General features: G+C 63.4%; 23 protein-coding genes. 12 read left to right on the top strand and 11 right to left on the bottom strand.

The annotated features are described in order from the left end of the window. Positions 1-12: 12 nt before the first annotated feature. From AC1Q61_RS10615 to AC1Q61_RS10600, 4 genes are all read left to right on the top strand, one after another. Positions 13-993: a ribose-phosphate diphosphokinase gene (locus AC1Q61_RS10615; RefSeq protein WP_003946284.1), complete on the top strand. Its 981-nt coding sequence runs from the start codon at positions 13-15 to the stop codon at positions 991-993. Positions 994-1,232: 239 nt separating this feature from the next. After that, the gene (locus tag AC1Q61_RS10610; protein WP_030536285.1) at positions 1,233-1,889 is read left to right on the top strand and encodes a hypothetical protein; all 657 of its coding nucleotides are present in this window, start codon (positions 1,233-1,235) and stop codon (positions 1,887-1,889) included. Positions 1,890-1,969: 80 nt separating this feature from the next. Next, positions 1,970-3,550: an SLC13 family permease gene (locus AC1Q61_RS10605; RefSeq protein ID WP_007728891.1), complete on the top strand. Its 1,581-nt coding sequence runs from the start codon at positions 1,970-1,972 to the stop codon at positions 3,548-3,550. Then, on the top strand, positions 3,550-4,437 hold the full coding sequence (locus AC1Q61_RS10600) for a cyclase family protein (protein WP_064111676.1): 888 nt from the start codon (positions 3,550-3,552) through the stop codon (positions 4,435-4,437). The genes AC1Q61_RS10605 and AC1Q61_RS10600 overlap by 1 nt, the downstream gene beginning before the upstream one ends. 3 nt (positions 4,438-4,440) lie before the next feature. On the opposite strand, the gene AC1Q61_RS10595 is transcribed toward AC1Q61_RS10600, so the two are convergent. Together AC1Q61_RS10595 and AC1Q61_RS10590 are read right to left on the bottom strand one after the other, a co-directional pair. After that, on the bottom strand, positions 4,441-5,646 hold the full coding sequence (locus tag AC1Q61_RS10595) for a PQQ-dependent sugar dehydrogenase (protein WP_042920946.1): 1,206 nt from the start codon (positions 5,644-5,646) through the stop codon (positions 4,441-4,443). A 108-nt stretch (positions 5,647-5,754) separates the two neighbouring features. Next, a complete protein-coding gene (locus AC1Q61_RS10590) occupies positions 5,755-7,296 on the bottom strand; it encodes an HNH endonuclease signature motif containing protein (RefSeq protein ID WP_051649520.1) in 1,542 nt (513 codons plus the stop codon). A gap of 96 nt (positions 7,297-7,392) precedes the next feature. Between AC1Q61_RS10590 and AC1Q61_RS10585 the strand changes: the two genes are divergently transcribed. Then, complete coding sequence (locus AC1Q61_RS10585) at positions 7,393-7,737, top strand: hypothetical protein (RefSeq protein ID WP_042921056.1); 345 nt, start codon at positions 7,393-7,395, stop codon at positions 7,735-7,737. Positions 7,738-7,749: 12 nt separating this feature from the next. Here AC1Q61_RS10585 and egtD read toward each other — a convergent pair whose 3' ends face one another. The 5 genes from egtD to AC1Q61_RS10560 all read right to left on the bottom strand — a co-directional run bounded on the left by egtD (position 7,750) and on the right by AC1Q61_RS10560 (position 13,346). Continuing rightward, positions 7,750-8,721 (bottom strand): L-histidine N(alpha)-methyltransferase, encoded by a 972-nt coding sequence (gene egtD / locus AC1Q61_RS10580; RefSeq protein WP_492650977.1) that lies wholly within the window; start codon positions 8,719-8,721, stop codon positions 7,750-7,752. Next, a complete protein-coding gene (gene egtC, locus AC1Q61_RS10575; RefSeq protein WP_065351226.1) occupies positions 8,718-9,464 on the bottom strand; it encodes an ergothioneine biosynthesis protein EgtC in 747 nt (248 codons plus the stop codon). The genes egtD and egtC overlap by 4 nt, the downstream gene beginning before the upstream one ends. Position 9,465: 1 nt before the next feature. Then, the gene (gene egtB, locus AC1Q61_RS10570; RefSeq protein WP_311053643.1) at positions 9,466-10,773 is read right to left on the bottom strand and encodes an ergothioneine biosynthesis protein EgtB; all 1,308 of its coding nucleotides are present in this window, start codon (positions 10,771-10,773) and stop codon (positions 9,466-9,468) included. Continuing rightward, positions 10,770-11,993, bottom strand: coding sequence for an ergothioneine biosynthesis glutamate--cysteine ligase EgtA (gene egtA / locus AC1Q61_RS10565; protein ID WP_492650978.1), 1,224 nt, complete (start codon positions 11,991-11,993; stop codon positions 10,770-10,772). Before egtA ends, egtB begins: the two co-directional genes overlap by 4 nt. 78 nt (positions 11,994-12,071) lie before the next feature. Further along, positions 12,072-13,346 carry an APC family permease gene (locus AC1Q61_RS10560; RefSeq protein ID WP_492650979.1) on the bottom strand — a complete coding sequence of 425 codons (1,275 nt, stop codon included), beginning with the start codon at positions 13,344-13,346 and terminating at the stop codon, positions 12,072-12,074. 14 nt (positions 13,347-13,360) lie between these two features. Here AC1Q61_RS10560 and AC1Q61_RS10555 point away from each other — a divergent pair, with 14 nt between their 5' ends. Both AC1Q61_RS10555 and AC1Q61_RS10550 read left to right on the top strand, forming a co-directional pair. Then, positions 13,361-14,542, top strand: a complete 1,182-nt coding sequence (locus AC1Q61_RS10555) for an aminotransferase class V-fold PLP-dependent enzyme (protein ID WP_030536293.1) — start codon at positions 13,361-13,363, stop codon at positions 14,540-14,542. 82 nt (positions 14,543-14,624) lie between these two features. Continuing rightward, complete coding sequence (locus AC1Q61_RS10550) at positions 14,625-16,085, top strand: FAD-dependent oxidoreductase (RefSeq protein WP_204855509.1); 1,461 nt, start codon at positions 14,625-14,627, stop codon at positions 16,083-16,085. Here the strand turns inward: AC1Q61_RS10550 and AC1Q61_RS10545 are convergent. Beyond that, positions 16,082-17,287 (bottom strand): GAF domain-containing protein, encoded by a 1,206-nt coding sequence (locus AC1Q61_RS10545; protein WP_242430774.1) that lies wholly within the window; start codon positions 17,285-17,287, stop codon positions 16,082-16,084. The genes AC1Q61_RS10550 and AC1Q61_RS10545 overlap by 4 nt on opposite strands. Before the next feature lie 290 nt (positions 17,288-17,577). Between AC1Q61_RS10545 and AC1Q61_RS10540 the strand changes: the two genes are divergently transcribed. Then, the gene (locus tag AC1Q61_RS10540) at positions 17,578-18,186 is read left to right on the top strand and encodes a 50S ribosomal protein L25/general stress protein Ctc (protein WP_003946242.1); all 609 of its coding nucleotides are present in this window, start codon (positions 17,578-17,580) and stop codon (positions 18,184-18,186) included. Between the two features lie 106 nt (positions 18,187-18,292). Then, entirely contained in the window at positions 18,293-18,865 is a 573-nt protein-coding gene (pth, locus tag AC1Q61_RS10535; RefSeq protein ID WP_003946229.1) for an aminoacyl-tRNA hydrolase, read from the top strand. A gap of 3 nt (positions 18,866-18,868) precedes the next feature. Here the strand turns inward: pth and AC1Q61_RS10530 are convergent, their stop codons facing one another. Further along, positions 18,869-20,503, bottom strand: coding sequence for a fatty acyl-AMP ligase (locus AC1Q61_RS10530; protein ID WP_007728923.1), 1,635 nt, complete (start codon positions 20,501-20,503; stop codon positions 18,869-18,871). 352 nt (positions 20,504-20,855) lie between these two features. On the opposite strand from AC1Q61_RS10530, the gene AC1Q61_RS10525 reads away from it, so the two are divergent. From AC1Q61_RS10525 to AC1Q61_RS10515, 3 genes are all read left to right on the top strand, one after another. After that, entirely contained in the window at positions 20,856-22,460 is a 1,605-nt protein-coding gene (locus tag AC1Q61_RS10525; RefSeq protein ID WP_135000451.1) for a peptide chain release factor 3, read from the top strand. Beyond that, the gene (gene pnuC / locus AC1Q61_RS10520) at positions 22,460-23,110 is read left to right on the top strand and encodes a nicotinamide riboside transporter PnuC (protein WP_050654516.1); all 651 of its coding nucleotides are present in this window, start codon (positions 22,460-22,462) and stop codon (positions 23,108-23,110) included. Before AC1Q61_RS10525 ends, pnuC begins: the two co-directional genes overlap by 1 nt. 340 nt (positions 23,111-23,450) lie before the next feature. Then, entirely contained in the window at positions 23,451-23,759 is a 309-nt protein-coding gene (locus AC1Q61_RS10515) for a hypothetical protein (protein WP_306669658.1), read from the top strand. An 18-nt stretch (positions 23,760-23,777) separates the two neighbouring features. Here the strand turns inward: AC1Q61_RS10515 and AC1Q61_RS10510 are convergent, their stop codons facing one another. Both AC1Q61_RS10510 and AC1Q61_RS10505 read right to left on the bottom strand, forming a co-directional pair. Then, positions 23,778-24,452: a pyridoxine/pyridoxamine 5'-phosphate oxidase gene (locus AC1Q61_RS10510; RefSeq protein WP_050654515.1), complete on the bottom strand. Its 675-nt coding sequence runs from the start codon at positions 24,450-24,452 to the stop codon at positions 23,778-23,780. Positions 24,453-24,477: 25 nt separating this feature from the next. Further along, entirely contained in the window at positions 24,478-24,978 is a 501-nt protein-coding gene (locus AC1Q61_RS10505) for a nuclear transport factor 2 family protein (protein ID WP_003946235.1), read from the bottom strand. Between the last annotated feature and the right edge of the window lie 97 nt (positions 24,979-25,075).

Genomic DNA, 25,075 nt, shown 5'->3' with positions numbered 1-25,075 from the left:
TGGCATGAACCAGTGACTGCGAATTGGATCGACAACCAGAAGAACCTGATGTTGTTCTCGGGTCGCGCACATCCCGAGTTGGCGGAGCAGGTGGCGAAGGAACTCGATATCCGCGTCACCCCGCAGACCGCGCGCGACTTCGCGAACGGTGAGATCTTCGTTCGATTCGAAGAGTCGGTTCGCGGCTCCGATGCGTTCGTCCTGCAGAGTCATCCGGCACCGCTGAACACGTGGGTGATGGAGCAGCTCATCATGATCGACGCTCTCAAGCGTGGATCGGCAAAGCGCATCACCGCCGTTCTTCCGTTCTACCCGTACGCCCGCCAGGACAAGAAGCATCGCGGACGCGAGCCGATCTCCGCTCGCCTGATTGCCGACCTGCTCAAGACCGCCGGCGCCGATCGCATCATCACGGTCGACCTGCATACCGATCAGATCCAGGGCTTTTTCGACGGCCCCGTCGATCACATGCACGCACACAGCCAGTTGGCCAACCACATTCGCGCGGGCTACAACCTCGAGAACATCACGGTGGTGTCCCCCGACTCGGGCCGCGTTCGTGTCGCCGAGAAGTGGGCCGACTCGCTCGGCGGAGCACCGCTGGCATTCATTCACAAGACGCGCGACCCGTTGGTACCCAACCAGGTCAAGTCCAACCGCGTCGTCGGTGAGGTCGAAGGTCGCACCTGCATCCTGATCGACGACATGATCGACACCGGCGGAACCATCGCCGGCGCGGTCAAGGTGCTCAAGGAGGCCGGTGCAGGTGACGTCGTCATCGCTGCAACCCACGGCGTCCTCTCCGACCCTGCGGCCGAGCGTCTGTCGACGTGTGGCGCGAAGGAAGTTGTTGTCACCAACACACTTCCGATCGACGAGTCGAAGAAGTTCCCGACGCTGACGGTGCTGTCCATCGCACCGCTGCTCGCTCGCACCATCAAGGAAGTTTTCGAGAACGGTTCTGTGACTTCACTGTTCAACGGCAGCGCCTAGTCTCGCGCCGCACGACGGGGGCGTACCTGTGACTTCACGGTCACCGGTACGCGCCCGTCGTCGTCTTCGTGAAGGTCTCAGAAACAGACCACCCGGTCATCATGAAACCACCTGTGGGACACACGAATACCGCCGAATGCGACGATTGGCATGATCTTGATCACGCTACCGTCGAGAAACCCAGGTCGATGTTGGGGCGGTGTTCACCGCGCCGCAATCTTCGCCTAGTGTGGCTCGTCGTGATCGACGCGCAAACCCTGGAATCCCGGCCCGAATCTCATTCCCTGAATTCATCAGTTCCGACGATCCGGCGGTGGCGCCCAGGATCTTGTGTCTGGTGCGGAGACGACAACTCCGTGGACATGTTCCGCAACGAACCCCGCTGCGGAAAATGCCGTGAAAACGAAGGCATCATCGACGACGCCAAGCGCTTCCTCGGCATGTACGGTCTGCGCCCGCTCGGCGGCACGCTGCAGTCCGACGACGACGAAGAGCGCGAGTACCGCGTCAACGCACGCGAGGCACGCCGAGTCCTGAACGAGATCCGTATGGACGTCCTTCCCGATGCGGCCGCTGTTCGCAAGGCAATTCGGCCCCGCGCCGCAACGGTTGTCGCCGACACGTCACCCGCACGCGCTTCCCGCCCCGCCAGCACGGGCACAGCGACGCGTGTTGCCGCTCCGGTCAAGACCGACACCGTGGACATCGACACGCTCCAGACGCGCGTCCTAGGGCTTCTCGATCAGCTCGGTTCGATCGACGAGCAGATCAAGGTCGCCGAACTCGCACAAGGGTTGCCGGCTCGCGCACGACTGAGCGATCTGAACAAGCAGAAGGCCACGGTTCTTCGCACGCTGGCCGCTCTCGAGAAGGCCCGCATCGCCGCCTCCAACTAATTCTCCTCGCGTCCGTCCCACGGCCCCGTCTCACTTGCGGAGACGGGGCCGTTCTGTATGAGCAGGTACCTTTACGAATCGTGAATGACATCACCATCACTTTCGTCGTGCTTGCACTGGTCGTGGCGCTGTTCGTGATCGGCCGAATCCCGGTCGGCATCATCGCGATCGGCACTGCCCTGGCGCTGTACGCCACCGGTGTGATCACGATGGAGCAGGCGCTCGCCGGATTCGGCGATCCCACGGTGGTGTTCATCGCCGCGCTTTTTGTCGTCAGCGAAGCCCTCGACGCCACCGGTGTCACCACGTGGGCGGGCGAGAAACTGCTGGCGAAAGTCGGCGAATCCCGAGTCCGTCTCGTGAGTGCGATCATGTTGCTGGTTGCCGCGTTGACCGCATTGATCAGCGTCAACGGGGCCGTAGCCGCGTTGGTACCGATGGTGGTCGTCTTGGCGGTACGTCTCGGTAAATCGACGTCACAACTGCTTCTGCCGTTGGCATTTGCCGCCCATGCCGGATCGATGCTCACCTTGACCGGAACACCGGTCAACATCATCGTTTCCGAAGCCGCCGAGGAATCCGGGGCCGGTGCTTTCGGGTTCTTCAGTTTCACCTTGGTCGGTGCGCCGCTCGTATTGGGAACGATTGCGATCGCCGTACTTCTCGGTCCTCACGTCCTCCCCCATCGTGCTGGGACGTCGATGTCGCCTGACCTGAGCCGGCATGCCAAGACCCTCGCGAAGCAGTATCAGCTCATGGGAAAGGATGCGCCGTCCGCAGAGCCCTTGATCACCAAGCACGACGGCGTGGTCGAAGTGATCATCCCGCCGCGCTCGGAAATGATCGGCGACAGGGCTTTTCCGGGCATGGTGACCGACAGTGGAGATCTGGTGATACTCGCAGTCCAGCGCGCCGGTGAGGACTGCGGCCCCAAGGGCGTCAAGTTGGCGGCCGGTGACACGCTTCTCCTGCAAGGAAGCTGGGACGATCTCGACACCCACACCGCCGTCGATCCGAACGTCCTCGTGGTCGACGCACCTGCCCAGATCCGTAAGCAGGCAGCCCCGTTGGGAACCCGCGCGGTCATCGCTCTCGTCGTCGTCGCGGCGATGGTAGTGATGCTGACGTTCGGATTGGTGCCGTCCGCGATAGCCGGACTCCTCGCGGCATGTGCGATGGTGCTGCTACGAGTCATCAGCGTCGAGCAGGCGCATCGGTCCATCTCGTGGACAACGTTGATTCTCGTCGGCGGAATGATCCCGCTGTCGACCGCAATCCAGCAGACCGGCGCGGCCGAAAAGCTCGCTCATGCGTTCGTCGACGTAGTCGGTGGGGCAAGCCCGTATGTCGTCGTCGCCGGACTCTTCGTCGTGACGGCAACTCTGGGCCAGCTGATCAGCAACACTGCAACCGCGTTGATCATCACGCCGATCGCGATCTCGGTCGCCATCGAACTCGACATCTCGGTGCTGCCCCTTCTGATGACGGTCACCGTCGCTGCCGCGGCCTCCTTCCTGACGCCCGTAGCCACTCCCGCGAACATGATGGTGATGGGCCCTGGTGGTTACAAGTTCGGCGACTACTGGAAGCTCGGACTCCCGATGTTGTTGTGGTTCCTGATAGTTGCAACGGTGTTGATCCCAGTGATCTGGAGTTTCTGATGTGCTCACCGAAGGTCTTGTCGGAGGTCTACGAATCGATCGGACGCGAAGGCAGGAAGATCAGCCGTCGATCGATGTTCGCGGCGCTGGGCACCGGTGCCCTCGGCGCGACCGTCATGGCTGGCGCTGTACAGCCCACTGCGTCGGCAACGCCATCGGGTCGGACCATCGTCGATCTGACCCACGTACTGACGCCGGAGTTCCCGGTGTGGCCGGGCGCGCGCTCGTTCGAGATGAGGAACCTGGCGAAGATCGCCGACGCCGCCGGATCTCTGGGCTCGCTCGGCTCCGCCGGGTCAGGTGGAAACTTCTACCTCAACGAACTCCGCCTCGAAGAACACACTGGTACTCACATCGACGCTCCCGCACACGCCAGTGCGGACGGAATCACCGTCGAGAAGATTCCCGTCGCCGACCTCGTCGTGCCGATTGCGGTCGTCGACATCAGTGCCCGAGCCTCCGTCGACCCCGACACACTGCTCACCCGCCAGGACATCCTCGATTGGGAGTCCCTCCACGGGACCATCGCTCCCCGCAGCCTGGTTGCGATGAACTCGGGTTGGGATACCCGGGCCGGTGCCGGTGGCGCCTTCACGAATCGAGATGCACTCGGCGTGCAACACACACCGGGATTCAACCCCGAGGCGATCGACTTTCTCGTCCGCGAGCGCGACATCGTCGCCGTGGGCTCGGACACCCTCAGCATCGACGCGGGCCGAAGCACCACCCACGGGGCTCACCGAAGCGCTTTGGGCTCAGGAAAGTACGCAGTCGAAGCCCTCGCAAATCTGTCCGCACTTCCGGCCGTCGGCGCCACGGTGATGGTGGGAGCGCCGACGCATGCGGGTGGTTCGGGTGGTCCGTGCCGGGTCATCGCCTGGTACTGAAGATCAGGGCGTGGGCGTCACCCGCAGCACCTTGTCGCCGGCGCCGTTGTCGGTGGTCACCAGGAGCGAGCCGTCGGGCGTCGGGGTCACCGACCGCAAGCGACCGAACTGGTTCTCCAACCCGAAGGTCTGCGCGTCGACCGAGCGTCCGTCGGCATTCAGGCGGAGAAAGATCAGTTCCTTGCTCTTGAGGCCACCCATTACGAGCGCACCGTCCCAGGCACCCCATGCAGCTCCACCGGTGAAGGCAGCGCTGGCGGTAGCCAACGTCGAGCTACCCGAACGCCACACCGCCGCAATTGCTCCCGGCACTCGCACCGGGTCGGTCATCGGCACGGATTCGTCGTACGTTCCGGGAAGCCGATCCGGGCGGTAGCCGTAATTTCCGCCGGGGGTAAGCAGGTTGACTTCGTCGTCGACGCTTGTGCCCTGTTCAACCGAGTACACCCGGCCGGTTCCGGGTTGCACGGCCAAGCCTTGGACGTTGCGGTGCCCGAGCGTGTAGACCGGGCTGGAAGCATTCGGATTCCCCGCCGCCGGAGTTCCGTCGGCGTTGATGTGCAAGACCTTGCCGCCCAGCGAATTCGGATCCTGGGGGACGCTCGGCGTCGCGGTGTCACCCGTCCCGACGAACAGCGTTCCGTCCTGCGCCGCAAGAATTCGGCAACCCCCGTGACGCCCGGACGAGACCGGGATTCCTGGCAATACAGTTCCGGTTCGCGTGAGTGCGGTCCATCCGGCGTCGACGGTCCACGCGATCACTCGAACGTCCGTGACTCCCCCAGCGCTGAATCCCTGGCAGGTGTAGAGGGTGCGCGACTGAGCGAAGTCGCGGGCAAGCGCGATACCCATGAGGCCGGTTTCGGACTGCGCGTAGAGATCCGAAAGGTCAGCAGCGACTGGACCTGTCGTCTTGTCGCCTCGGCGAACGAAGAATCCGCCGGATCGTTGTCCGGTCAGGATTGCACCGTCCGGGGCCGCCACCACGTCCCAGGGGTGGTCGAGTCCGTCGACCAGTGTGGTGACCGACAACTGCGGGAGGGTGTCCTCGATGGGTATGTCCGGGTCGTCGCTCCCCAACGATCCGGTGCTTCCGTTGCCGAAACTGCCGGGGTCGAAGGGGAATGGTTGAGCCACGCTCTGCGTTACCGGCATCACCAGTACTGCAGTCAGGGCCACGGTCAATGCGGCGAGCTTCGGATGACGCACGCGTTCTCCTCGGGTCGGAAACCGTTCTGCGCCTCACTATAAACAGACAAACACCATTTTTCGGGCCCTCTCGCTATACCCGCAGGCCACAGGAGAAACGAAACCCCTTCAGAAGTCGGCAAACTCCGGCAAAGCGTTCGCCAGTGGGGATGCGTTACGTCTTGATGCAGATCGTGCCTTCCGCCAGCCGGGCACACTCCAGTCCAGGAGGTATTCGAGATCCGCTTCCACTCCCCTGTCCCGAAGTCCGAAACGTCGTTCCAGCGCATCGCCGTCCGTCAAATGCAGTCTCGCCGCGTCGGGCACTCTCAGTTCGGGGTCACAGAATGGGCCTACGGGCGCGGTAACCGTTCGTCGTCCTGACGGATCTTTCCACTCCAGAAGACCACCTCCGATTTGCTTCACTGTCCACCTGCCAAACGTCTTCAGTCGGTGATGTTTTCGACACAGACAGGCCAAGTTCCGTTCTGCAGTAGGCCCTCCCTGAGCGGGGTTGCCGTGATCGAACGGCACCGTGTGATCGATATCGCAACTATCAGAACGCACAACACAATTCGGAAAGCGGCACGTACCGTCTCGCGTCCTTACAATCGTCACCAACGCCGCGGACGGCTGGTACGTGGATTCACCGCGCCGCGAACCACTGTTCCTTCGCGAGCGATTATCCCTTGCCGCAGCGGGCAATATCTCCGGTGAGCGCATCGACCGACCCACGCCGAGCACCGGTCCGGCTGCCCCCGCAGTCGAACAATGTTGCACCTCGGACGGTGCAAGGGTGAGGACTCTCTGCCACGTGGCGTCCGCGGCGATCGCGCGCGCAAGGTCGGCATCGATGTGGCCGTACCCCTGCAAATAGCCTGGCAGGTCGTCGAATCCGAGCAGGGTGGAAGCGTTGACACCCACAAGAATTGTCGCAATCGGGAGCGCGGAGGTCTTCGTATCATCCCTACGGGTGCAATCGCCGTCGCACTGACAATCCAACGACGTCTTTCCTTCCGCCAATGCGATCAGTGCATCGGCACGCCGTTGCCCGAAAGTTCTCGGATCGGAACCACAGACCTGCATCGACATCGCACGGAGCCTCGTGGCCAAAGTCTGAGCGCCGACCGCTGGAAGCATTCCGTCCAGAGTCGACATACCGTCGTGCGACGCGCACGTCCGAACGTCCCGATCCGCCTCCGCACGAACTCGCCTGGCACGCACCCCATCAGGGTCGTGCCGAGCAATGAGACCTCGTGCGCGCGCCTTCAACTTGTTACCGGTTACACGGCAGGCACCGTCCACGAGGAGTCGCTCGATGTCATCGAGCGCGTGCTCGGAGACGTTGGCGAGAGCTTCGGACAGTGCCATCGCTTTGGCCAGATCGATGTCACCGCAAGCAAAAGCGGCCGCCACCCGCGGAAGTCGCCAGCGCAGGTCACATCCCAGTGCAATCATTTTCTGCGCGGCGTACTCCGTAATGCTCAGTATCGACGCGATCTCCACGTGCGCGAATTGACCCCGAAAAGCCTCATTGACTCCAACCGCGGCATCCTCCTCACAACGGTCCAAGTACAGCGCAGTGACCGCGTCGATCTCGAGGAAGTGGGCGCGCGCGATTTCCGCATGCTGCCGAAACAGCGCGTCCGCGGAAGTCTTCGATTCGAACATATGAGCGATTCTACGGGCGCCCACCGACAAGTTTTTGCGAAATCCCGGGGTATTCACCGATACCTTTTGCGCTCCGATGTCACTACGTTCAATCGCATGACTCAGCATCCGACACGAGATCAACCGTACTTCGGCATAGCGATATTCGAGTTGGGGAAGAATGACGGGGTCGGGTGCTTCCACCGAGAGGACTGTTATCTCATCTGGGCTGGCGACCCCGCTGAGGCGCAGTCAAAATTCGAGCGCAAGGCCGGCGAGCAGGAGTATCCGCTCGGCGCGAGCGATGACCAGTCCTATGTAAAACTCGCGCATCTCGTGGATCTTGCGCCGGTGTCGGACGCTGTCCATACTGGCACCGCAGATCTCTACTCTCGACACTTCTCAAATATTGCCGCCTACAGAACTTTTGAGACACTTCTAGGGGGAGACAGCATCCTCTGACAAGCGCCCACTTCACGCCCGCTGCGCGCACAACAGCGCAAAGCGCTGATCCTGATCCGTCCACACCTTCCGCACCCCGAAGCCCGCGGACGCGAGTTCCGCGGCAATCCCCTCCTCGGTGAACTTCGCCGAGATCTCGGTGCGCAGCTGCTCGCCCGCTGCGAAGGTGATCTCCAGATCCAGGTCGTCGATATGCACCGAGACTTCACGAAGTGCTTCCAGGCGCATATCGATCCACTCGTTATCGGCATCCCAGAGCGCGACGTGACGGAAGTCCTCCAAGGGAAAGTTCGCTCCCAGTTGCTTGTTCAGGACCGAGAGAACATTGAGATTGAACTGAGCAGTCACACCGGCAGCGTCGTCGTAGGCGGGCACGAGGACTGCGGGATCGATCACCAATCCCACGCCCAGGATCAGGTTCTCACCGGGATCGAGCACCGCTGCAATGCCCGAGAGGAACTCGGCGCGTTCTGCCGGAACGAGATTGCCGAGAGTTCCACCGAGAAACGCGACCGCCCGCCGTCCACCACCTGGCAGATGATGCAGCGAACCGGTGAAGTCACTGACCACCCCGACCACATCGATGCCGGGGAATTCGGCACCGACCTGCCGCGCCGCGCCTTCCAGTGCTGTCACCGAAACATCCTGCGGTACATACGTTCGCAGAGTTCCACGAGCAGTCATTGCATCGAGCAGCAACCGCGTCTTCTCCGAGGAACCGGAACCCAGTTCGATCAGGATCTCAGGATCGGTGAACGCAGCGATCTCGTCGGCGTACCGAGCGAGCAGGCCGCGTTCGGTACGGGTGGGGTAATACTCGGGTAAGGCCGTGATCTCCTCGAACAGTTCACTTCCACGCGCGTCGTAGAACCATTTGGGCGAGAGCCACTTCGGCGTAGCGGTCAAGCCCTCCCTGGCCTCGGCTCGCAATGCGTCGACCGATTCGGCCGGTGTCAGATAAACCTCGAGCGTAGGGGTTTTCATTGTTCTCCCATCGGTATCGGGGTGACGATCAAATGGCCGGGACGCGCGCAGACGATGTGCCGGTCCGGCACCTGCTCCCAGTCCGGCGAACGATCGGACGGTTCGGAAACGATCAGTGCCCGCGACTCGTCGACCCGCGTGTACAACGTGTGGCCCCACGCCGTGGCCCACAGTTCCTGCCCGTCGCCGAACAGGAGGTTCAATCGTGAATCCGGTGCCGCCGCAGCCACATCGTGAACGAGGCTCGTCACGGCGGCTTCCGCGGGCTTCGACTTCAACCGATGCCGAAGCACTGTCCACAACAAGGCAGCATCCGTCGGCGCGGGCATCTTCAGCAATTCGACGGCCGGAACTTCTGCTGCCAAGTCGGCGAGTGAGCCAGGCCAACCGGATACCGCTCCGTTGTGGCTGAAAGCGTAGGTTCCGTCGACGAACGGTGCGCAGGCACCGATCTCGACGGCCATCCCCTCCGTCGCGGAACGTACGGCGGCGAGAACGGATCCGGAAACGATGTGGGACAACGTCTCGTCGACTGTCGGGTCCGACCAGATCGGCGAGATACTGCGGTACCGTCCCTGCCTTCCACCGTTCCACCACACCGCGCCGAATCCGTCGGCATTGATGGTCCCGCCGCCACGCATCTCGCGAGGTGCCCACGACTGTCGCATCAGTGAGTTCTCGCCGTCGTGGAGGAGTTCACGAACCGAACGCGGCGGCCCGAGATACCCGAGGTGCCGACACATGTCAGGATCTACCCGAAATCGTTCTGGCGCAGCGAAAACCCGAGAAGATCTGGCGCCTGATCGGGTGGTCCCAGTTGCGGAACGTCCCCCGGCAGGCAACGCTGTCGGTCCCGAACGATCCCCCTCGCAACACTTTGTAGTCGCCGCCGAAGAACACCTCCGAGTACTCCCGGTAGGGGAAGGCCCGGAAACCCGGATACGGATGGAAACCCGAAGACGTCCACTCCCACACGTCACCGATCAACTGCTCGACACCTGCTGCCGATGCACCCGCCGGGTACGAGCCGACGCCGGCGGGACCGAGATGGCGCTGACCGAGATTGGCAAGTTTCTCGTCTGCGGACACGTCCCCCCACGGGAATCGTCGCGATCTTCCGGATTCCGGATCCCACCGCGCGGCCTTTTCCCATTCCGCCTCGGTGGGAAGCCGTTTGCCTGCCCAGCACGCGTAGGCCTCGGCTTCGTAGAAGCTCACATGCACGACGGGCTTGTCCGGTGGGACCGGAGCCTCGACGCCGAAAGTCTCGTGCCACCAACCCGAACTGTCGCGTTCCCAGAACAGTGGTGCACGAAGTTTCGCGTCGACGCGATGCCGCCAACCGTCGCGAGACCACAGTTCCGGTCGGGAATAGCCGCCGTCCTCGATGAATTCGACGAACTGCCCGTTGGTGACCGGGAATCTGTCGATCGCGAAGTCGGTGAGATAGACCTGATGCGCAGTGCGCTCGTTGTCGAGTGCCCACGGTTCGTCGTCGGTCCCCATGACGAAGGGGCCGGCGGGAATCGTGACCTCGTCGAGTTCCGGCATGCGGGCCGCTTGCGGAGCGGGTGTCGCAACGAGTGCCGTGGGTCCCGAACGCAATTGGTGTGTTGCGAGCATGGTTTCGGCGTGTTGCTGCTCGTGCTGCGCGATCATCCCGAAGGCAAAACCGTCCATGTCGAGTTCTGTGCGTCCGAAGGTGCTGGCTTCGAGCACATCCCAGACCTTCCCGCGAACCGTACGTACGTATTCGCGCGCCTCGGCCGGGTTGAGCAGGGGAAGTGTGGGTCTCGACGATCTCGAATGCTTGAACGCGTCGTACAGCTCGTCTATGTCGCTACGCACCGGATCGCGGCCACCGACATCTCGCACCAGCCAGAGTTCCTCTTGATTGCCGATATGCGCCAGGTCCCACACGAGTGGACTCATCAACGGGGAATGCTGAGCGACCAATTCGGCATCGTCGACGCAGTCGGTGAGCAGCGTCGACCGTTCACGCGCTCGCAGAAGTACGGCCTCGACCGCTTCCTTGGTGATCTCCCCCGTCATGTGTCGCTCTCACCGGGCACGATTGCGCGACAACACCGTTCGGCAGCCGCGTCGAGAAGACGGACGTACTGCGGCTCCGGCGCGTACGACGCGGCAAGCGACATCAGAGAGGTTGCCGCCGAACGCAGTTCGACGTCGTCCAAACCGTACTCTGCCGCATCCCGCCATCTCCCGGCCGTCGACGCTGCGGCATCACTCGCCTCACGCATCACGGCAGGCCCGGACAGTAACGCGTCGATCGCTGCTACCGGTACTCGCCACAGATCTCCCGGCTGCGCATCGATGTAGCGAACCTCCAGATGGCCGACAGCGCGAACCGGCGGGAACAGCGTGGACAGGTGATAGTCCAAGTCCGCCCAGACGGGTCGGCGTCCGATCTCGGCATCCAAAGCGCCGTCTATCCAGTCCCCGAAAGTGGCACCCCGCGGAGCCGTCCAATCGTCGCCCTCGTTTCGCACACACATCAGCGGAACATCGAGCGCCCAGCCGGCGTAGTCCTGCACTTCCGGGACTGCGACCGTTCGCCAGGAATCGAGTTCGAGCCACGTCCGCATGCGTTGGGACGCCCAATCCCCTCTCGGAACCCCTTGCAAGCGTGGAGAACACGCAAACGCAGCGATGAGCGCCGGCCCCATGTCCCCGAGGAGCCGCCAACGCTGGGCAATGGACTCCGGGCTGCCGCCGGCATCGACACTGACCTGCACTGCTGCTGTATTGCACATCATCAAGGTGCCGTACGGTCCTATCCCGGCGAAGCGGGATTCCATTGCGCAATAACGTGGCAACCGGAGAATCCGGGAAGGTGGGCGGGCGACGTCGGCCGCGGCAGAACTGATTTCGATGGAGTACGACGCGAGGAGTGTTTCGAGAGTACGACGGTCTTCGTCGAGACAGTCACACAGTTCTCGGGCGGACGTCCGCGGCGCTGACGAGAGTTCGATCTGTCCGCCAGGTTCTACGGTGACGAGGCTGCCACGAGGAAGCGGAACCGCTGGTGAATCCGGGTCGATACTGGTGGGCGCGTATCGCCCGAGTGCCTTTGCCAGAGTCGCTGCTGACGGCCGCTCCCCACCGGGAACCTGGCTGGTCAGCCACTCGAGCTCAGCTCCGACCAAACGGGGTGGCCCCTGTTTGAAGCACACACCACCGACGTAGGCCTCGGCCGCAGGACGTGAATCCACCTGCGTGGTCTGTGCTGCTGTCAACGCTGCTGTCACCATTCGACTTCCCCTTCGGGCGGTCTTCGCGGTCGCTACCGACGATAGAACGCCAACGTCCGAGATGCACCCTTTGTGGTGTTACGTGTCGTTGAATTTCTTCAGTCGTATCCACCGGTACCCACAACCGGCCAGAACCACACCTGCGCCGGAAACAACCGCGATCCACGGAAGTGTGACCACCAGAACGACACAACCAGCCGCGCCGACCGCTTGCAGCCACTTCGGATACATCCGGTCCACACCGCGTTGGCTGTACGCACTCACGTTCGCGACGAAGTAGTAGAGCAGCACTCCGAACGACGAAAAGCCGATCACCCCACGAAGATCGGTTGTCGAGACCAAGGCGATCACAACGGCACCGACCACAAGTTCCGCATGGTGAGGGACCCCGAACCGTGGATGGACTGCAGCGAGGGCCACTGGCAGATCGCGCTCGCGGGCCATCGCCATCGCCGTACGACTCACGCCGGCGATCAGAGCCAGCAGCGCCCCCGCCGACGCCGCCGCGGCACCGATCACCACTACGGGAACGGCCCAGCTCCACCCGACTGCGCCCACCGCATCTGCCAGTGGTCGCGCCGAATTCGCCAGCCGATCAGGTCCCAGCGTCACCAACAGCACCACCGCTACCAGCGCATAGAGGATGACGGCGACGGTGAGTGCGATCAGGATCGTCCGCGGAATCGTTCGACGCGGATCACGCACTTCCTCCCCCAGCGTCGCGATCCTGGCGTACCCGGCGAAGGCAAAGAACAGCAGTCCCGCCGATTGCAGAATGCCGTACCACGACCCGAATGCGAGATCCGGGAACTCGCGCACCGCACCAGGACCGACGACGGCAACCACCAGCGCTACACACAGCGCCGTCGTCGACACGGCGACGATCACCCTGGCCATGTGCGCCGTCCGCGTGACTCCGCGGTAGTTGACTGCAACCAGCGCTGCCACCACCAATACCGCGACGGGGACACGCCAGGCCGTAGGCGCAACATACGTCGCGAAAGTCAGAGCCATTGCCGCGCAGCTCGCGGTCTTCCCGATCACGAACGACCAGCCGGCGGCAAACCCCCACCAGGGTCCGAGCTGCTCACGTCCGTAGACGTAGGTCCCGCCTGAAGTGGGGTATCTGGCCGCAAGCTGCGCCGACGACGTCGCGTTGCAGTAGGCGATGAACGCTGCAATCGCCAGGCCCACAAGCAACCCGGTACCGGCTACTGCGGCAGCGGGCGCGAACACCACGAAGACTCCGGCGCCGATCATCGCGCCGAGGCCGATCACCACGGCATCGGCCGTGCCCAGTCTTCGCTCCATCGGGACAGCTTCGTTCACAGGTAGTTTGAACCACACCGACATGAACGGAAGGTGCCATGTTCGATCTCGACACGATCCGCCGCGACACCCCCGGATGCCTTGACAAGGTGTTCCTCGACAGCGCGGGATCCTCGCTCCCGCCCGAGCCGGTGCCGGCCACGATGATCGAGCACCTGCGACGTGAAGCCGACGTCGGCGGATACGTCGCAGCTGCTCGTCAGAGCGGCGCCCTCGCTGCTGTTCCCCATTCGCTGGCCCGGGTCATCGGTGCTCAGGCAACCGATATCGCTTTGACGGACAGCGCGACCCGCGCGTGGAACGACTTCCTCGCTGCCGTTCCGCTCGGACCCGGTGATCGAATTCTCATCAGCGGAGTCGAATACGCGAGCAACGCCATCGCTGCACTGGGGCGGGCGCGTTCGACCGGTGCCCACGTCGAGATCATCCCGAGCGATCAGTACGGACGCATCGACCTCGACGCACTCGAGAACATGCTCGACGATCGTGTTCGCGTCGTCTCCGTCGTCCACGTCCCCACCAACGGCGGCCTGATCAACCCCGTCCGCGAGGTCGTCGAACTCGCGAGGGCCCACGGCTCGCTCGTTCTGCTCGACGCATGCCAGTCCGTCGGCCAATTGCCCATCGACGTCACCGAACTCGGCGTCGACGCCCTCAGCGCAACCGGCCGCAAGTGGCTCCGCGGGCCACGCGGAACCGGATTCCTGTACGTCCGCCCCGGACTCGTCGATGCACTCGAACCCGCTGCGATGGACCTGCACGGAGCGGAATGGACCGGCGAGAACAGCTTCGTACCCGCACCGGACGCAACACGATTCGAGCTCTGGGAAACGAGTGTCGCTGCGCGCCTGGGTCTCGGCGTCGCCGCCGACTATCTGCTCTCGATCGGCACCGACACGGCGTGGGAGCAGATCGAATCCCGAGCAGTCACGCTGAGGGAAGGTCTGGCAGCGATTTCCGGAGTCGAAGTCCGCGATCGAGGAACCCATCTGAGCGGCATCGTTTCCTTCACCGTCGACGGTATCCCCGAGCACTTGGTGCGGGATCAGCTTGCAGCACAGAACATCACCGTCACCGTCAGTGGTCGCGGGTCCACCCTCCTCGACATGGATGCCCGCGGGCTCGATGCCGTGGTTCGCGCATCGCCGCACTACTTCGTCGACGAAGCCGACCTGGACACATTTCTGGGCGCGGTCAGGGGATTACAAACCTCCCGTTGACCGGGACCATGCCTGATCTGTGGAAGTCGAAACTGCAACTGTGGGGTGATCAGCAGTTTCGCCTTCCGAGAGGACTATTCGCATGGCCGACCCCACCGTCAGACCGATCTCCGCTGCCGACATCACCACCTGGGACTACGAGGCCGACGTCGTCGTCGCGGGATACGGCATCGCCGGCGTCACCGCTGCGATCGAAGCAGCTCGTGCCGGCGCCGAGGTGCTCGTCCTGGAGCGGACGGGCGGTTGGGGCGGAGCCGCGTCACTGGCTGGTGGATTCATCTACCTGGGCGGTGGAACGCCGTTGCAGAAGGCGTGCGGGTTCGAGGACTCGGTCGAGAACATGAAGACGTTCATGAAGGCAGCGCTCGGCCCCGGAACCGACGATACGAAGATCGACGCGTACTGCGAGGGCAGCGTCGATCACTACAACTGGCTCGTCGACGCCGGGGTCCCGTTCAAGGAATCGTTCTGGGGTCAGCCCGGCTGGGAACCGCCGTACGACGACGGCCTGATGTACTCGGGAGGCGAGAACGCCGCGCCGTTCAACACCCTCTTCGATCCCGCGCCCCGCGGACACGTTCCGCAGATGTCCGAGAAGAACACCGGCGAGAAGGGCGGCGGCTACATGCTGATGAAGCCACTCGTCGAGACGGCCGAAAAGCTCGGTGTCCGAGCAGAATACGATCTGCGCGTCCAAACTCTGGTGGTAGACGGCGATCGGGTTGTCGGCGTCGTCGCCAAGCGTTACGGCAAGGATGTCGCGATTCGTGCCCGCAAAGGCGTAGTGCTTGCGATGGGCAGCTTCGCGTACAACAACGAGATGGTGCGCTCGAACGCACCGCGCATCTTCGGCCACCCGGCGGCCTCCATCGAGGCGCACGACGGCCGCGCAATCCAGATCGGTCAGGCACTCGGCGCCGACACCGCACACATGGACGCCACCGAGGTCGCGTTCTTCTGCGACCCGCAGTTGATGGTGCGCGGCATTCTTGTCAACGGCCGCGGTCAGCGATACATCCCCGAGGACACCTACCCCGGCCGCATCGGCCAGGCAACACTGTTCCAGCAGGACAACCAGGCATTCCTCGTGATCGACGAAGCTGCGTACGAGGAAGGCATGAATGCCGAATCGTCCAGTGCACAGTTGCGGGCGCAGCCGAGCTGGGTGGCGGAGACCGTCGAGGAACTCGAAGGCGAGATGGGATTGCCCGCCGGATCGCTGCAATCCACCGTCGACCTCTACAACCGGCACGCGGCTGAAGGTTCGGATCCGGTGCTCGGCAAGAAGTCCGAGTGGGTGAAGCCGATCGTCGGCCCGTTCGCGGCAATCGATCTCCGTGGCCGCACAGGCGGATTCACGCTGGGAGGATTGAAGACCACCGTCGATTCCGAGGTTCTGCACGTCTCGGGTGCGCCGATCCCCGGACTTTTCGCAGCGGGTCGCTGCACGTCCGGTGTCTGTGCGGGCGGTTACGCCAGCGGGACAAGTCTCGGCGACGGCAGCTTCTTCGGACGTCGTGCCGGAATCAGCGCGGCGCGCTAGATCACCACAACTCGCACACCGTCGGCAAAGCGGTACGGCTGAGTCTGCAGGACCGCGCCGAGGTGTTTCCTCAGTCTGGACACCTCGGCGCGCACTGCTACGACATGCTCGCGATCACCGAAGAGCACTTCGCTCAGGCCTGCGGCATCCACACCTGCCGAACCGACGGCTGCCAGTGCCCGCAAGATCTGAGCGTGACGCGGCGAAAGCGCGCGCGTCCAGTTGGCGTCACCACGCACCGTCACCTGCGGCGATGCTCCGAGGGCCAGCTCCAGCTCGATCAACGGCCCGCCGACGCCGGTGCGCAACAGCCAGCCGTCTCCGAGCGGCTCAGGCAGACACATCCCCAGACCTGGCACGATGACGGGCTTTCCCGCACTGGGTGCTGCCACACGGTCGGGCGCGGCAATCCCGCTGGCGCCGGCTACCCAGCCGAACTCGTCGACCACCAATGCCGGACCTGTGCCTGCCGCGAACAACGGCGCCGCGCGCGAGCGCAGGCGCTCGAGCGAAGCTGCGTGCTCGCGCCACAGCGTCGCCTCCGCGAGGCGAACCGCGGTGCGCACCAGCGCGACGGTGGTGGGATGAACCGAAGCTGCGGATCCACTGATGTCCACCACGCCCAGGATCTCGCCCGTCCGTGGGTCGTGCACGGGCGAGCCGGTACACGACCAGTTGTGATGCGTGGGCGCATAGTGCTCGGCCGAGAAGAGTTGCACCGCAGAGTCTTCGATCAGCGCGGTACCTATCGCGTTGGTCCCCACCGACTGCTCCGACCAGCGTGCGCCTTCCGCGAACCCGAGAGCGTCCGCCGCACGTTTGACGGTCTTCGCCCCTTCGCGCCAGAGCAGGACACCGTCGGCGTCGGCAACGACCACGATGAAGCCCGCGTCCTCGGCGACCTCGGTGAGCGTGGTTCGCAGTTCGGGCAGAACGCTTCGCAGCGCGGTACGCGAACGCCTCGCCTCCAACTCGGAGAAATCGGCGACAGTAGACGCACCGCAGTGATCCGGCGTGAGCCCGCCGGCGGCCACCCTCGACCACGACCGCGCCACGACGGTCCGCGGCTGCGCCGGTGGTTCCTGGCCGGAGAGAACTGCGTCGTGCACCCGACTGAGTAGGCGAGCATGCTGCGACAGGTCGGTACCCGGCACGACGGCACCGAGCCGACTGCCTTCGGGAGCGTTCCCCACGATGGTCACTCCGTCAGGCTACCGCTTTCGATGTGACGCGAACCACGTCCATACGGCCAGGTCCCCACCACCTGCGATTAGCGGCCGGGAGCAAACTCCGGTAACGTATCCAAAGTTGTCTCGGCGAGGGTGAATCGCAGCAGTTCCACACGTTGCAGGTTTACCGTGATCGACGCGGCTACGGCTCAGCTCGAGCGTTTCGCTCCTGGCCGTGTGCGCGCCTGTCCGCCTTGCCGCAGGCAAAACCACACGTCAGTAAACCGAGCACGAACCCCGTGAGTTGTAGGAGCCGTTTCATCATGTCTGAAGAAAACAACCTCGTCGCCGTCGTCCGCACCGAATTCGGCAAGGGCGCAGCTCGCCGCGCACGTCGTGACGGCCAGGTCCCCACGGTTCTGTACGGCCACGGTGAAGATCCCCGCCACCTCAATGTGCCGGCTCGCGACTTCGCCGCCATCCTCCGTGCACACGGCACCAACGCCATCCTCACCCTCGACATCGAGGGCACGGAGCAGGTTGCACTGACCAAGTCGGTCGTCGTGCACCCCATCCGCAACTACATCGAGCACGCCGACCTCCTCGTCATCAAGAAGGGCGAGAAGGTCACGATCGACGTGAACGTCATCGTCGTCGGCGATGCTGCTGCAGGCACGATGGTCGCGCAGGACGCATCCACGATCTCCATCGAGGCCGACGCGCTTCACATCCCCGAGCAGATCGAGGTTTCGGTCGAGGGTCTCGAGATCGGCACCCAGATCCTGGCCAGCCAGCTCGAACTGCCCAAGGGCTCGACCCTGCAGGCTGACGCCGACACCCTGATCGTCAACGTCGTTGCTGCACCCACCGAGGCAGACCTCGAAGAGGGCGCAGAAGCTCCCGCCGCCGACGAGGCTGCAGAAGAGGCCTGATCCTCTCGGTTCCAACAGAACTCACTGCGCGCGGCGCGTCATTCCGATTCGGAGTGACGCGCCGTTCGTGCGTAGCAGGAAAAATCAAGCCAGAAAGTAGCGTCCGTTGAGCACAGATACCGCCCTCGTCATCGGCCTGGGTAATCCCGGCCCCCAGTACGAGAAGACCCGGCACAACGTCGGCTTCATGGTCGCCGGCACCCTTGCCGGGCGCATGGGCGGAAAGTTCAACGTACACAAGAAGAGTGGTGCCGAAATCGTCGAAGGTCGCCTCGCCGGCCGGCGCGTGATTCTCGGAAAACCACGCTCGTACATGAATCTCTCGGGTGGCGCTGTCGCCGGTCTCGCACGGTTCTTCTCGGTCGACGCCGCGAACATCATCGTCGTCCACGACGAACTGGATCTCGATTTCGGGACGATCAGACTCAAACTCGGCGGCGGCGAAGGCGGCCACAACGGCCTGCGGTCCATTTCGAGTTCGTTGACCACCAAGGACTACCTGCGCACGCGCGTCGGGATCGGTCGTCCGCCGGGCCGCATGGACCCGGCGGACTACGTTCTCAAGCCGTTCTCGTCCACGGAGCGAAAAGAACTCGATCTCGTATGCGAAGAGGCTGCGGATGCAGTGGAGCTACTGCTCGAACTCGGGTTGGAAGCCGCACAGAACCGCCTGCACTGACGGTCAGTTACCCAGCAGTGCAGCCGAATTCGCGCGGCGGAGCTTCCCCGACGACGTCTTCGGGATACTGCCGGGACCCAGGACCGCAACGGCGCGAGGTCGGACACCGACGTCGGCAACCACGGCGTGGACCACTTCGCGTTCGATACGCTTGACCTCTTCCGGATCTTCGAAAGCGTTGGTCTCGACGGCGACTGCAAAGCTCTCACGCTTCTGGCCGGCGTCGAGACGAATCGCGACGGCGTTTCCGGGACGCACACCGGCAACGGTTCCGGCCGCCCGTTCGATGTCTGTCGGGTACACGTTCCGGCCGCCCATGATGATGACGTCCTTGACACGCCCGCACACCACGACCAGTCCTTCCTCGGTGAAGTACCCGACGTCACCGGTGTCGAGCCAACCGTCGGCGTCCTGGGCCGGCTTGTGTCCGTCGACCGTGACGTACCCGGGAGTGACTGCCTTGCCGCGAACCTCGATGATTCCGACACCGCGGGCCGGAAGCACCTGACCGTCACGGTCGACGATGCGTCCCTCGAGATCAGGCACCATCTTGCCGAGTGTGGCGAGGGCACGAGCGTTGGGGCGATTGGACGGCACCGCGCGAGACATCGATTCGAGAAAGTCTGGATCGACGTAGTCGAGGACCTGACCTTGATCGGGATCCGGAATCGACACGGCGAGCGTGGTTTCCGCCATTCCGTACACGGGCGCCAGCGCAGTCGGGTTCAAACCGAAACGCGCACCGGCCTCGGCGAGTGCATCCATCGTGTCGGGATCCACCGGCTCGGCGCCGTTCCACATGTATCGGACGCTGGACAGGTCGACTGCCCCGTCTTCCGCCTGTGCGAGTCGACGAGCCAAGAGCGAGTACGCGAAGTTCGGTGCGGCGGTGACAGTTCCGCCGTACTTGCCCATCAGCTCGGCCCACAGCACCGGGGTGCGCAGGAAATCCATCGGCGTGATGCTGATGACCTCTGCGCCCACCTGCATCGGAACCGTGAGAAAACCGACCATGCCCATGTCGTGGAAGAGCGGAAGCCAGCTCACCATCACGTCGTCTTCGATGGAGAACTTGATGCGGTTGATCATGGCGTAGGCATTTGTGTAGAAGTTCTCGTGCGTGATCTGCACGGCCTTGGGCGAACCGGTGGAACCGGACGTCAACTGCTGGAGTGCGATATCCGATTCGGCCGTCTCCACGGGATCGATCGACGTTCCGCTGCGAAGCTCGTCCACCGTCACTACGGTGATGCCACGCTCTTCGAGGAGCGGCTTGGCCGCGTCGAAGGGCGCACCCAGAATGACGGCTTTCGCGGAGATCATGTCGATCACAGTCTCGGTGTCCTGAGCCCAGACGCCCAGATCCGTTCGGGGGGTCGGCTGATGCAGCATCGTCACCGACGCACCGCGCATCCACGTCGCCTGGCAGGCAGGTGCGATGTCGACGGGCTGTCCGGCGAGAATGCCGATCGCGACGCCGCGATCGATACCGACCTCGGCCAGGCCGCCGGCCATGCGCCGAGCCTCCTGGTGGATGTCGCCCCAGGTCTGACGGAAAGCGTTGTCCGGCTCTCCCGTCACCAGGCCGCGGTCGGTGACTGCGGCGGTCGCATACATCTCTTCGGTGAACTTGCTCAACGCAACTCCTCGGTCAGTGTCACTCTTCGATCAGTGCAACTCTTCGCAGGACACAAATGGCTGTGTGTTCGAACACACACATACATGGATAATCAGCGATCGTTCGCCGAGTGTTACGCCGCAGTGGCTATCGCATCGTGGTCTGCGAGTATCCTTTCTCTGTTGTGCTGCCGCACTCTCCACCTGTCCGCGCACCGGCACGTCGCCGGCACCGACGCCCACTTCGAGAGGTTCTTCGTTGACTACCCCGTCCGACTCGACCGTCCCTTCCGACTCGACTGTCCAGTCCGACACCGAAGGCCCCGATTCAACCGAGAGCGGGTCGGTCGCGGTCACGACGACGACCAAGGGCCTGTCCGCCGAGGCAGAGCGTCGCCGCACCTTCGCCGTCATCTCGCATCCCGACGCCGGAAAGTCGACGCTGACCGAAGCGCTGGCACTGCACGCGAAGAAGATCTCGGAGGCAGGAGCCGTCCACGGCAAGGCAGGCCGCAAGTCGACGGTCTCGGACTGGATGGAGATGGAGAAGGCCCGCGGCATTTCCGTCAGTTCCACCGCACTGCAGTTCAACTACCACTCGTCCGAGACCCCGGACGAGCAGATCAACGTCATCAACCTCGTCGACACCCCCGGTCACTCCGACTTCTCCGAGGACACGTACCGCGTCCTGACCGCCGTCGACGCGGCGGTCATGCTCATCGACGCTGCCAAGGGCCTCGAACCGCAGACGCTCAAGCTGTTTCAGGTGTGTCGTCACCGCGGCATTCCGGTCATCACCGTCATCAACAAGTGGGACCGTCCCGGTCAGACTCCTCTCGAACTGCTCGACGAGATCAGCGAACGGATCGGCCTCACACCCACCCCCCTGTACTGGCCGGTCGGCATCGCCGGCGACTTCCGCGGACTGCTGCGGCGCGGTGAAGACGGTGAGGCTCGCGAGTACGTCCGCTTCACCCGTACCGCAGGCGGCGCGAAGATCGCCCCCGAAGAGGTCATGGACGCCGACGCGGCGCTCGCCAAGGAAGGCTCCGAGTGGGAGACCGCGGCCGAGGAGAGTGAACTGCTCTCCGCTACCGGCCAGGACCACGATCAGGAGATGTTCCTCGCCGGTCAGACTTCCCCGGTGATCTTCGCGTCCGCGATGCTCAACTTCGGCGTCCGCCAGATCCTCGACACCCTCGTCGAATTGGCGCCGCCGCCGCGTGGGCGCGAAGACCTCAGCGGCAAGCCGCGCGAGGTCACCGATCCGTTCAGTGCGGTCGTCTTCAAGGTGCAGGCCGGTATGGACACCGCGCACCGCGACCGTCTGGCGTTCATGCGCATCGTCTCCGGCGTGTTCGAGCGCGGCATGGTTGTCACACACGCCCAAACCGGCAAGCCCTTCACGACCAAGTACGCCCAGACGGTATTCGGACGTGAACGTTCCACCGTCGAATCCGCGTTCCCCGGCGACGTCGTCGGCCTCGTCAACGCCACCGCACTCGCACCCGGCCACACGCTGTACACCGAGAAGAAGGTGGAGTTCCCGCCGATCCCGTCGTTCGCGCCGGAACACTTCTCGATCCTGCGCGCCGAAAGCGCCGGCAAGTACAAGCAGTTCCGCCGTGCTGTCGACCAACTCGATTCCGAGGGCGTCGTCCAGATTCTCCGCAACGACATCCGCGGCGACGCCTCCCCCGTCATGGCGGCCGTCGGCCCGATGCAGTTCGAGGTCGTCGCAGCACGCATGAAGGCCGAGTTCAACGTCGAGGCCAAGATGGAACCGCTCGGCTACGCATTGGCTCGCCGTACCGACGCCGCGTCCGAGGTCGAACTGAACCGTCAACGAGGTGTGGAGGTCTTCACCCGTTCCGACGGTGTTCTGCTCGCCCTGGTCAGTGACAAGTGGCGCCTGCAGTACATCCAGAAGGAACTCCCGGATCTGACGCTCGAACCCCTCGTCGCTGCTGCGGACTGATGAGCCTGATCGAGGCGCTGTTCGACGCCGAACTGCACATCGGCAGCGCCACGATTCTCTGGCGAGAGATCATCGGAAACGCGTTCGGAATCGGCTCCGCGATCGCGGGCGCGCGACGCTCGGTATGGGCGTGGCCCGTCGGCATAGCCGGAAATGCCTTGTTGTTCACGGTGTTCATGGGCGCACTTTTCCACACGCCGCAAGAGCTCAATCTCTACGGCCAGGCCGGCCGTCAGTTGTTGTTCATCACCGTCAGCGTCTACGGGTGGACTCAGTGGCGACGCGGGGCACGCGACTCCGGTCGCGCAGTCCTGCCCCATTGGGCGACAACTCGCGAGCGCGTCGCCATGATCGCCGTCATGACCAGCGGCACAATCGCTTTCGCCTGGATCTTCGACCTCCTCGGCTCGTACGGAGCGTGGGCAGAGGCCTGGATCTTCACCGGCTCCATCCTCGCGACATACGGCATGGCGCGCGGCTGGACCGAATTCTGGCTCATCTGGATCGGCGTCGACGCCGTTGGTGTTCCCCTTCTTTTCCGAGCCGGCTATTACCCTTCGGCGATCCTCTATCTGGTCTATGCATTCTTCGTCCTGTGGGGCTTCGCAATGTGGCTGCGCATTCAACGCCGAACTCCACAAGGGGTGTGACCGTAAACCAACTCCTGGTATGTTTGCGTCGATTAAGCAAACCGGCGGTCTGTTTACGGGCATCAGGAGCGAAACAATGGAAGACAAGAATTCTCACGGAATAGCGGGCCCCAACGGTTCCGGCAACGGATCGAGAGCCAATAGTTCCGCAAGTAATGGTTCTGCAAGCAATGGTTCTGCAAGCAATGGTTCTGGGAGCAACCTTTCCACGGGTAACGGTTCCAGCAGTGCCACCGCCACAGCGGATTTTCTGTCGACCGCACCCAAGCAATCCGATGCATTCACGTTTCCGCTTCCTGCCCGAACCACGGCCGCACACAGCAGCGGAGAGGACCTTTCAGTGCCAGCTTCAACACGCGAATCATCGAGGACGCTCGAAACTCGGAGTCGTACCGTCGTACGTCGCGACGCGATGGGCGTAGCCGCCGTTCGAGTGGCCGGTCGACTCACCCACACCGAACTCATCGCAAATCAGGCCTCACCCTCAAGCGCACATTCCTCCGATCCCACGACGGATCTGGACGAGTTGCTCACGATGCTCGGCAGCTACCTGTTGTCCTCGGGGTTCGAACATCCCGAAATCCACGCCAAGCTGGGCGGACAGTCGATCGTCGTCAACCTCGTATCGCCGGAGATCAGCGCGAGCTGATCTGGGCCCAGCTGCCCCTTAGGGCCACAGCACTGCTCGTGTCCATGCTCGGTCCGAGCCGCGCCGGTACAACCACCGCTGATGCCGACGCCCGGAGTCTGCCTGCCAGAACTCGACAGACTCCGGCTGGAGGCACCACGCACGCCAGTCCTCCGACACGAACCCTGGGTCGTCGCTGATTCTTGCTTCCGCAGCGGCCACCGACGTGTCGTACGCCCCTAAGTCTTCGAGCACCTCGCTCTGCTCACTTGCCGTCGCCACCGCTCTCGCCGTGACGGAGCGTTCGACGAAGTCTCGGCGTCGAAGTGCGTCGTCGCCCTCGCGAACCGTTCCGCGAATCCGGATCTGTTGACCCGTCTCGCGCCAGTAGAAGGCGAGCGATGCTCGCGGATTTTCTTTCAGCTCAACACCTTTCGGCGAAGCAGCTGAACCAGAGAACCAGAACCCACCCTCGGTCACGTCCTTGAGGATGAGGAAGCGAGAATCAGGCATACCGTCGCCGTCCACGGTCGAGAGCGCACACACGTGTGGCTCGACGACGCCGAAGGCCACGGCCGCACGGAGCCAGTCGAGGAACAACTCCCCCGGCTTTTCCGGAAAACACTCGGGCGCGGGCGGCGGAGTTCCGGTCAGCGCGGGGATACCGCGAATCCACGTCCGTACGTCAGGCAGCGAAAAATCTGCATCAACCATGAGCCGACTCTAATCGCGGGCGACCTCAGGAGACGTTGCGAACGACCGAGTCGCCGAACGACGGTTGCTGCAGCAGCGCCCACTTGTTGGACGTCAATCGGAAACTCGGCATGTCGGCGAGCGCCACCACCGATTCCCAGGTCCGCTCGTAGCTCGTGTGGGAGATTCGCCATTCACCGTCGCTGCAGCGGGTGTATCTGTCGTGATAGAAGGCCGATCCGCGAAGCAGCATGCCGTCTTCGGGGATTACCACTGTGTCCGCGAGGCACCAGATCCCGGTTGCGGTGTCTCCGTCGACGTCGATCTCGGGTTGCCCGCACTGATGTTCGGTGATGATGTGTGATCCGAGAGTGTTCTCGAGGAAGGAGACGAACGAATCTCGGGAATCGAAACTGAGTTGTTCTCCGTAGATCGCGGTGGCGTCGACGGTCAGAGTGTCGGCGAATTCGACCCACGATTTGGTGTCCAAGGCGCGTGCGTATCGGTACTTGAGTCTTTGGATGAGAACAATCGCTTCGAGATCCATGATCCCCGCCTCCCGGTGCAGCAACCACCCGTCCTATGTGTGCACATTAGCCTGTATCACGCCGAAACGGGCATTACTCTCAAAGCTAGTAGAAATG

Source organism: Rhodococcus sp. MPR-R1B (assembly GCF_058793255.1).
Note: the sequence above shows the minus strand (reverse complement) of the source record. Positions and strands in the feature narration are given on the sequence as shown.

Bases quoted from the DNA above. Each gene is read 5' to 3' on its own strand.
- egtC (WP_065351226.1), bottom strand. From the start codon at position 9,464: ATGTGTCGGCACCTCGGGTATCTCGGGCCGCCGCGTTCGGTTCGTGAA.
- egtB (WP_311053643.1), bottom strand. From the start codon at position 10,773: ATGACGGGGGAGATCACCAAGGAAGCGGTCGAGGCCGTACTTCTGCGA.
- AC1Q61_RS10540 (WP_003946242.1), top strand. From the start codon at position 17,578: ATGTCTGAAGAAAACAACCTCGTCGCCGTCGTCCGCACCGAATTCGGC.
- egtA (WP_492650978.1), bottom strand. From the start codon at position 11,993: ATGGTGACAGCAGCGTTGACAGCAGCACAGACCACGCAGGTGGATTCA.
- AC1Q61_RS10555 (WP_030536293.1), top strand. From the start codon at position 13,361: ATGTTCGATCTCGACACGATCCGCCGCGACACCCCCGGATGCCTTGAC.
- AC1Q61_RS10590 (WP_051649520.1), bottom strand. From the start codon at position 7,296: ATGTTCGAATCGAAGACTTCCGCGGACGCGCTGTTTCGGCAGCATGCG.
- AC1Q61_RS10505 (WP_003946235.1), bottom strand. From the start codon at position 24,978: ATGGATCTCGAAGCGATTGTTCTCATCCAAAGACTCAAGTACCGATAC.
- AC1Q61_RS10560 (WP_492650979.1), bottom strand. From the start codon at position 13,346: ATGTCGGTGTGGTTCAAACTACCTGTGAACGAAGCTGTCCCGATGGAG.
- AC1Q61_RS10510 (WP_050654515.1), bottom strand. From the start codon at position 24,452: ATGGTTGATGCAGATTTTTCGCTGCCTGACGTACGGACGTGGATTCGC.
- AC1Q61_RS10585 (WP_042921056.1), top strand. From the start codon at position 7,393: ATGACTCAGCATCCGACACGAGATCAACCGTACTTCGGCATAGCGATA.
- AC1Q61_RS10600 (WP_064111676.1), top strand. From the start codon at position 3,550: ATGTGCTCACCGAAGGTCTTGTCGGAGGTCTACGAATCGATCGGACGC.
- pnuC (WP_050654516.1), top strand. From the start codon at position 22,460: ATGAGCCTGATCGAGGCGCTGTTCGACGCCGAACTGCACATCGGCAGC.
- AC1Q61_RS10550 (WP_204855509.1), top strand. From the start codon at position 14,625: ATGGCCGACCCCACCGTCAGACCGATCTCCGCTGCCGACATCACCACC.
- egtD (WP_492650977.1), bottom strand. From the start codon at position 8,721: ATGAAAACCCCTACGCTCGAGGTTTATCTGACACCGGCCGAATCGGTC.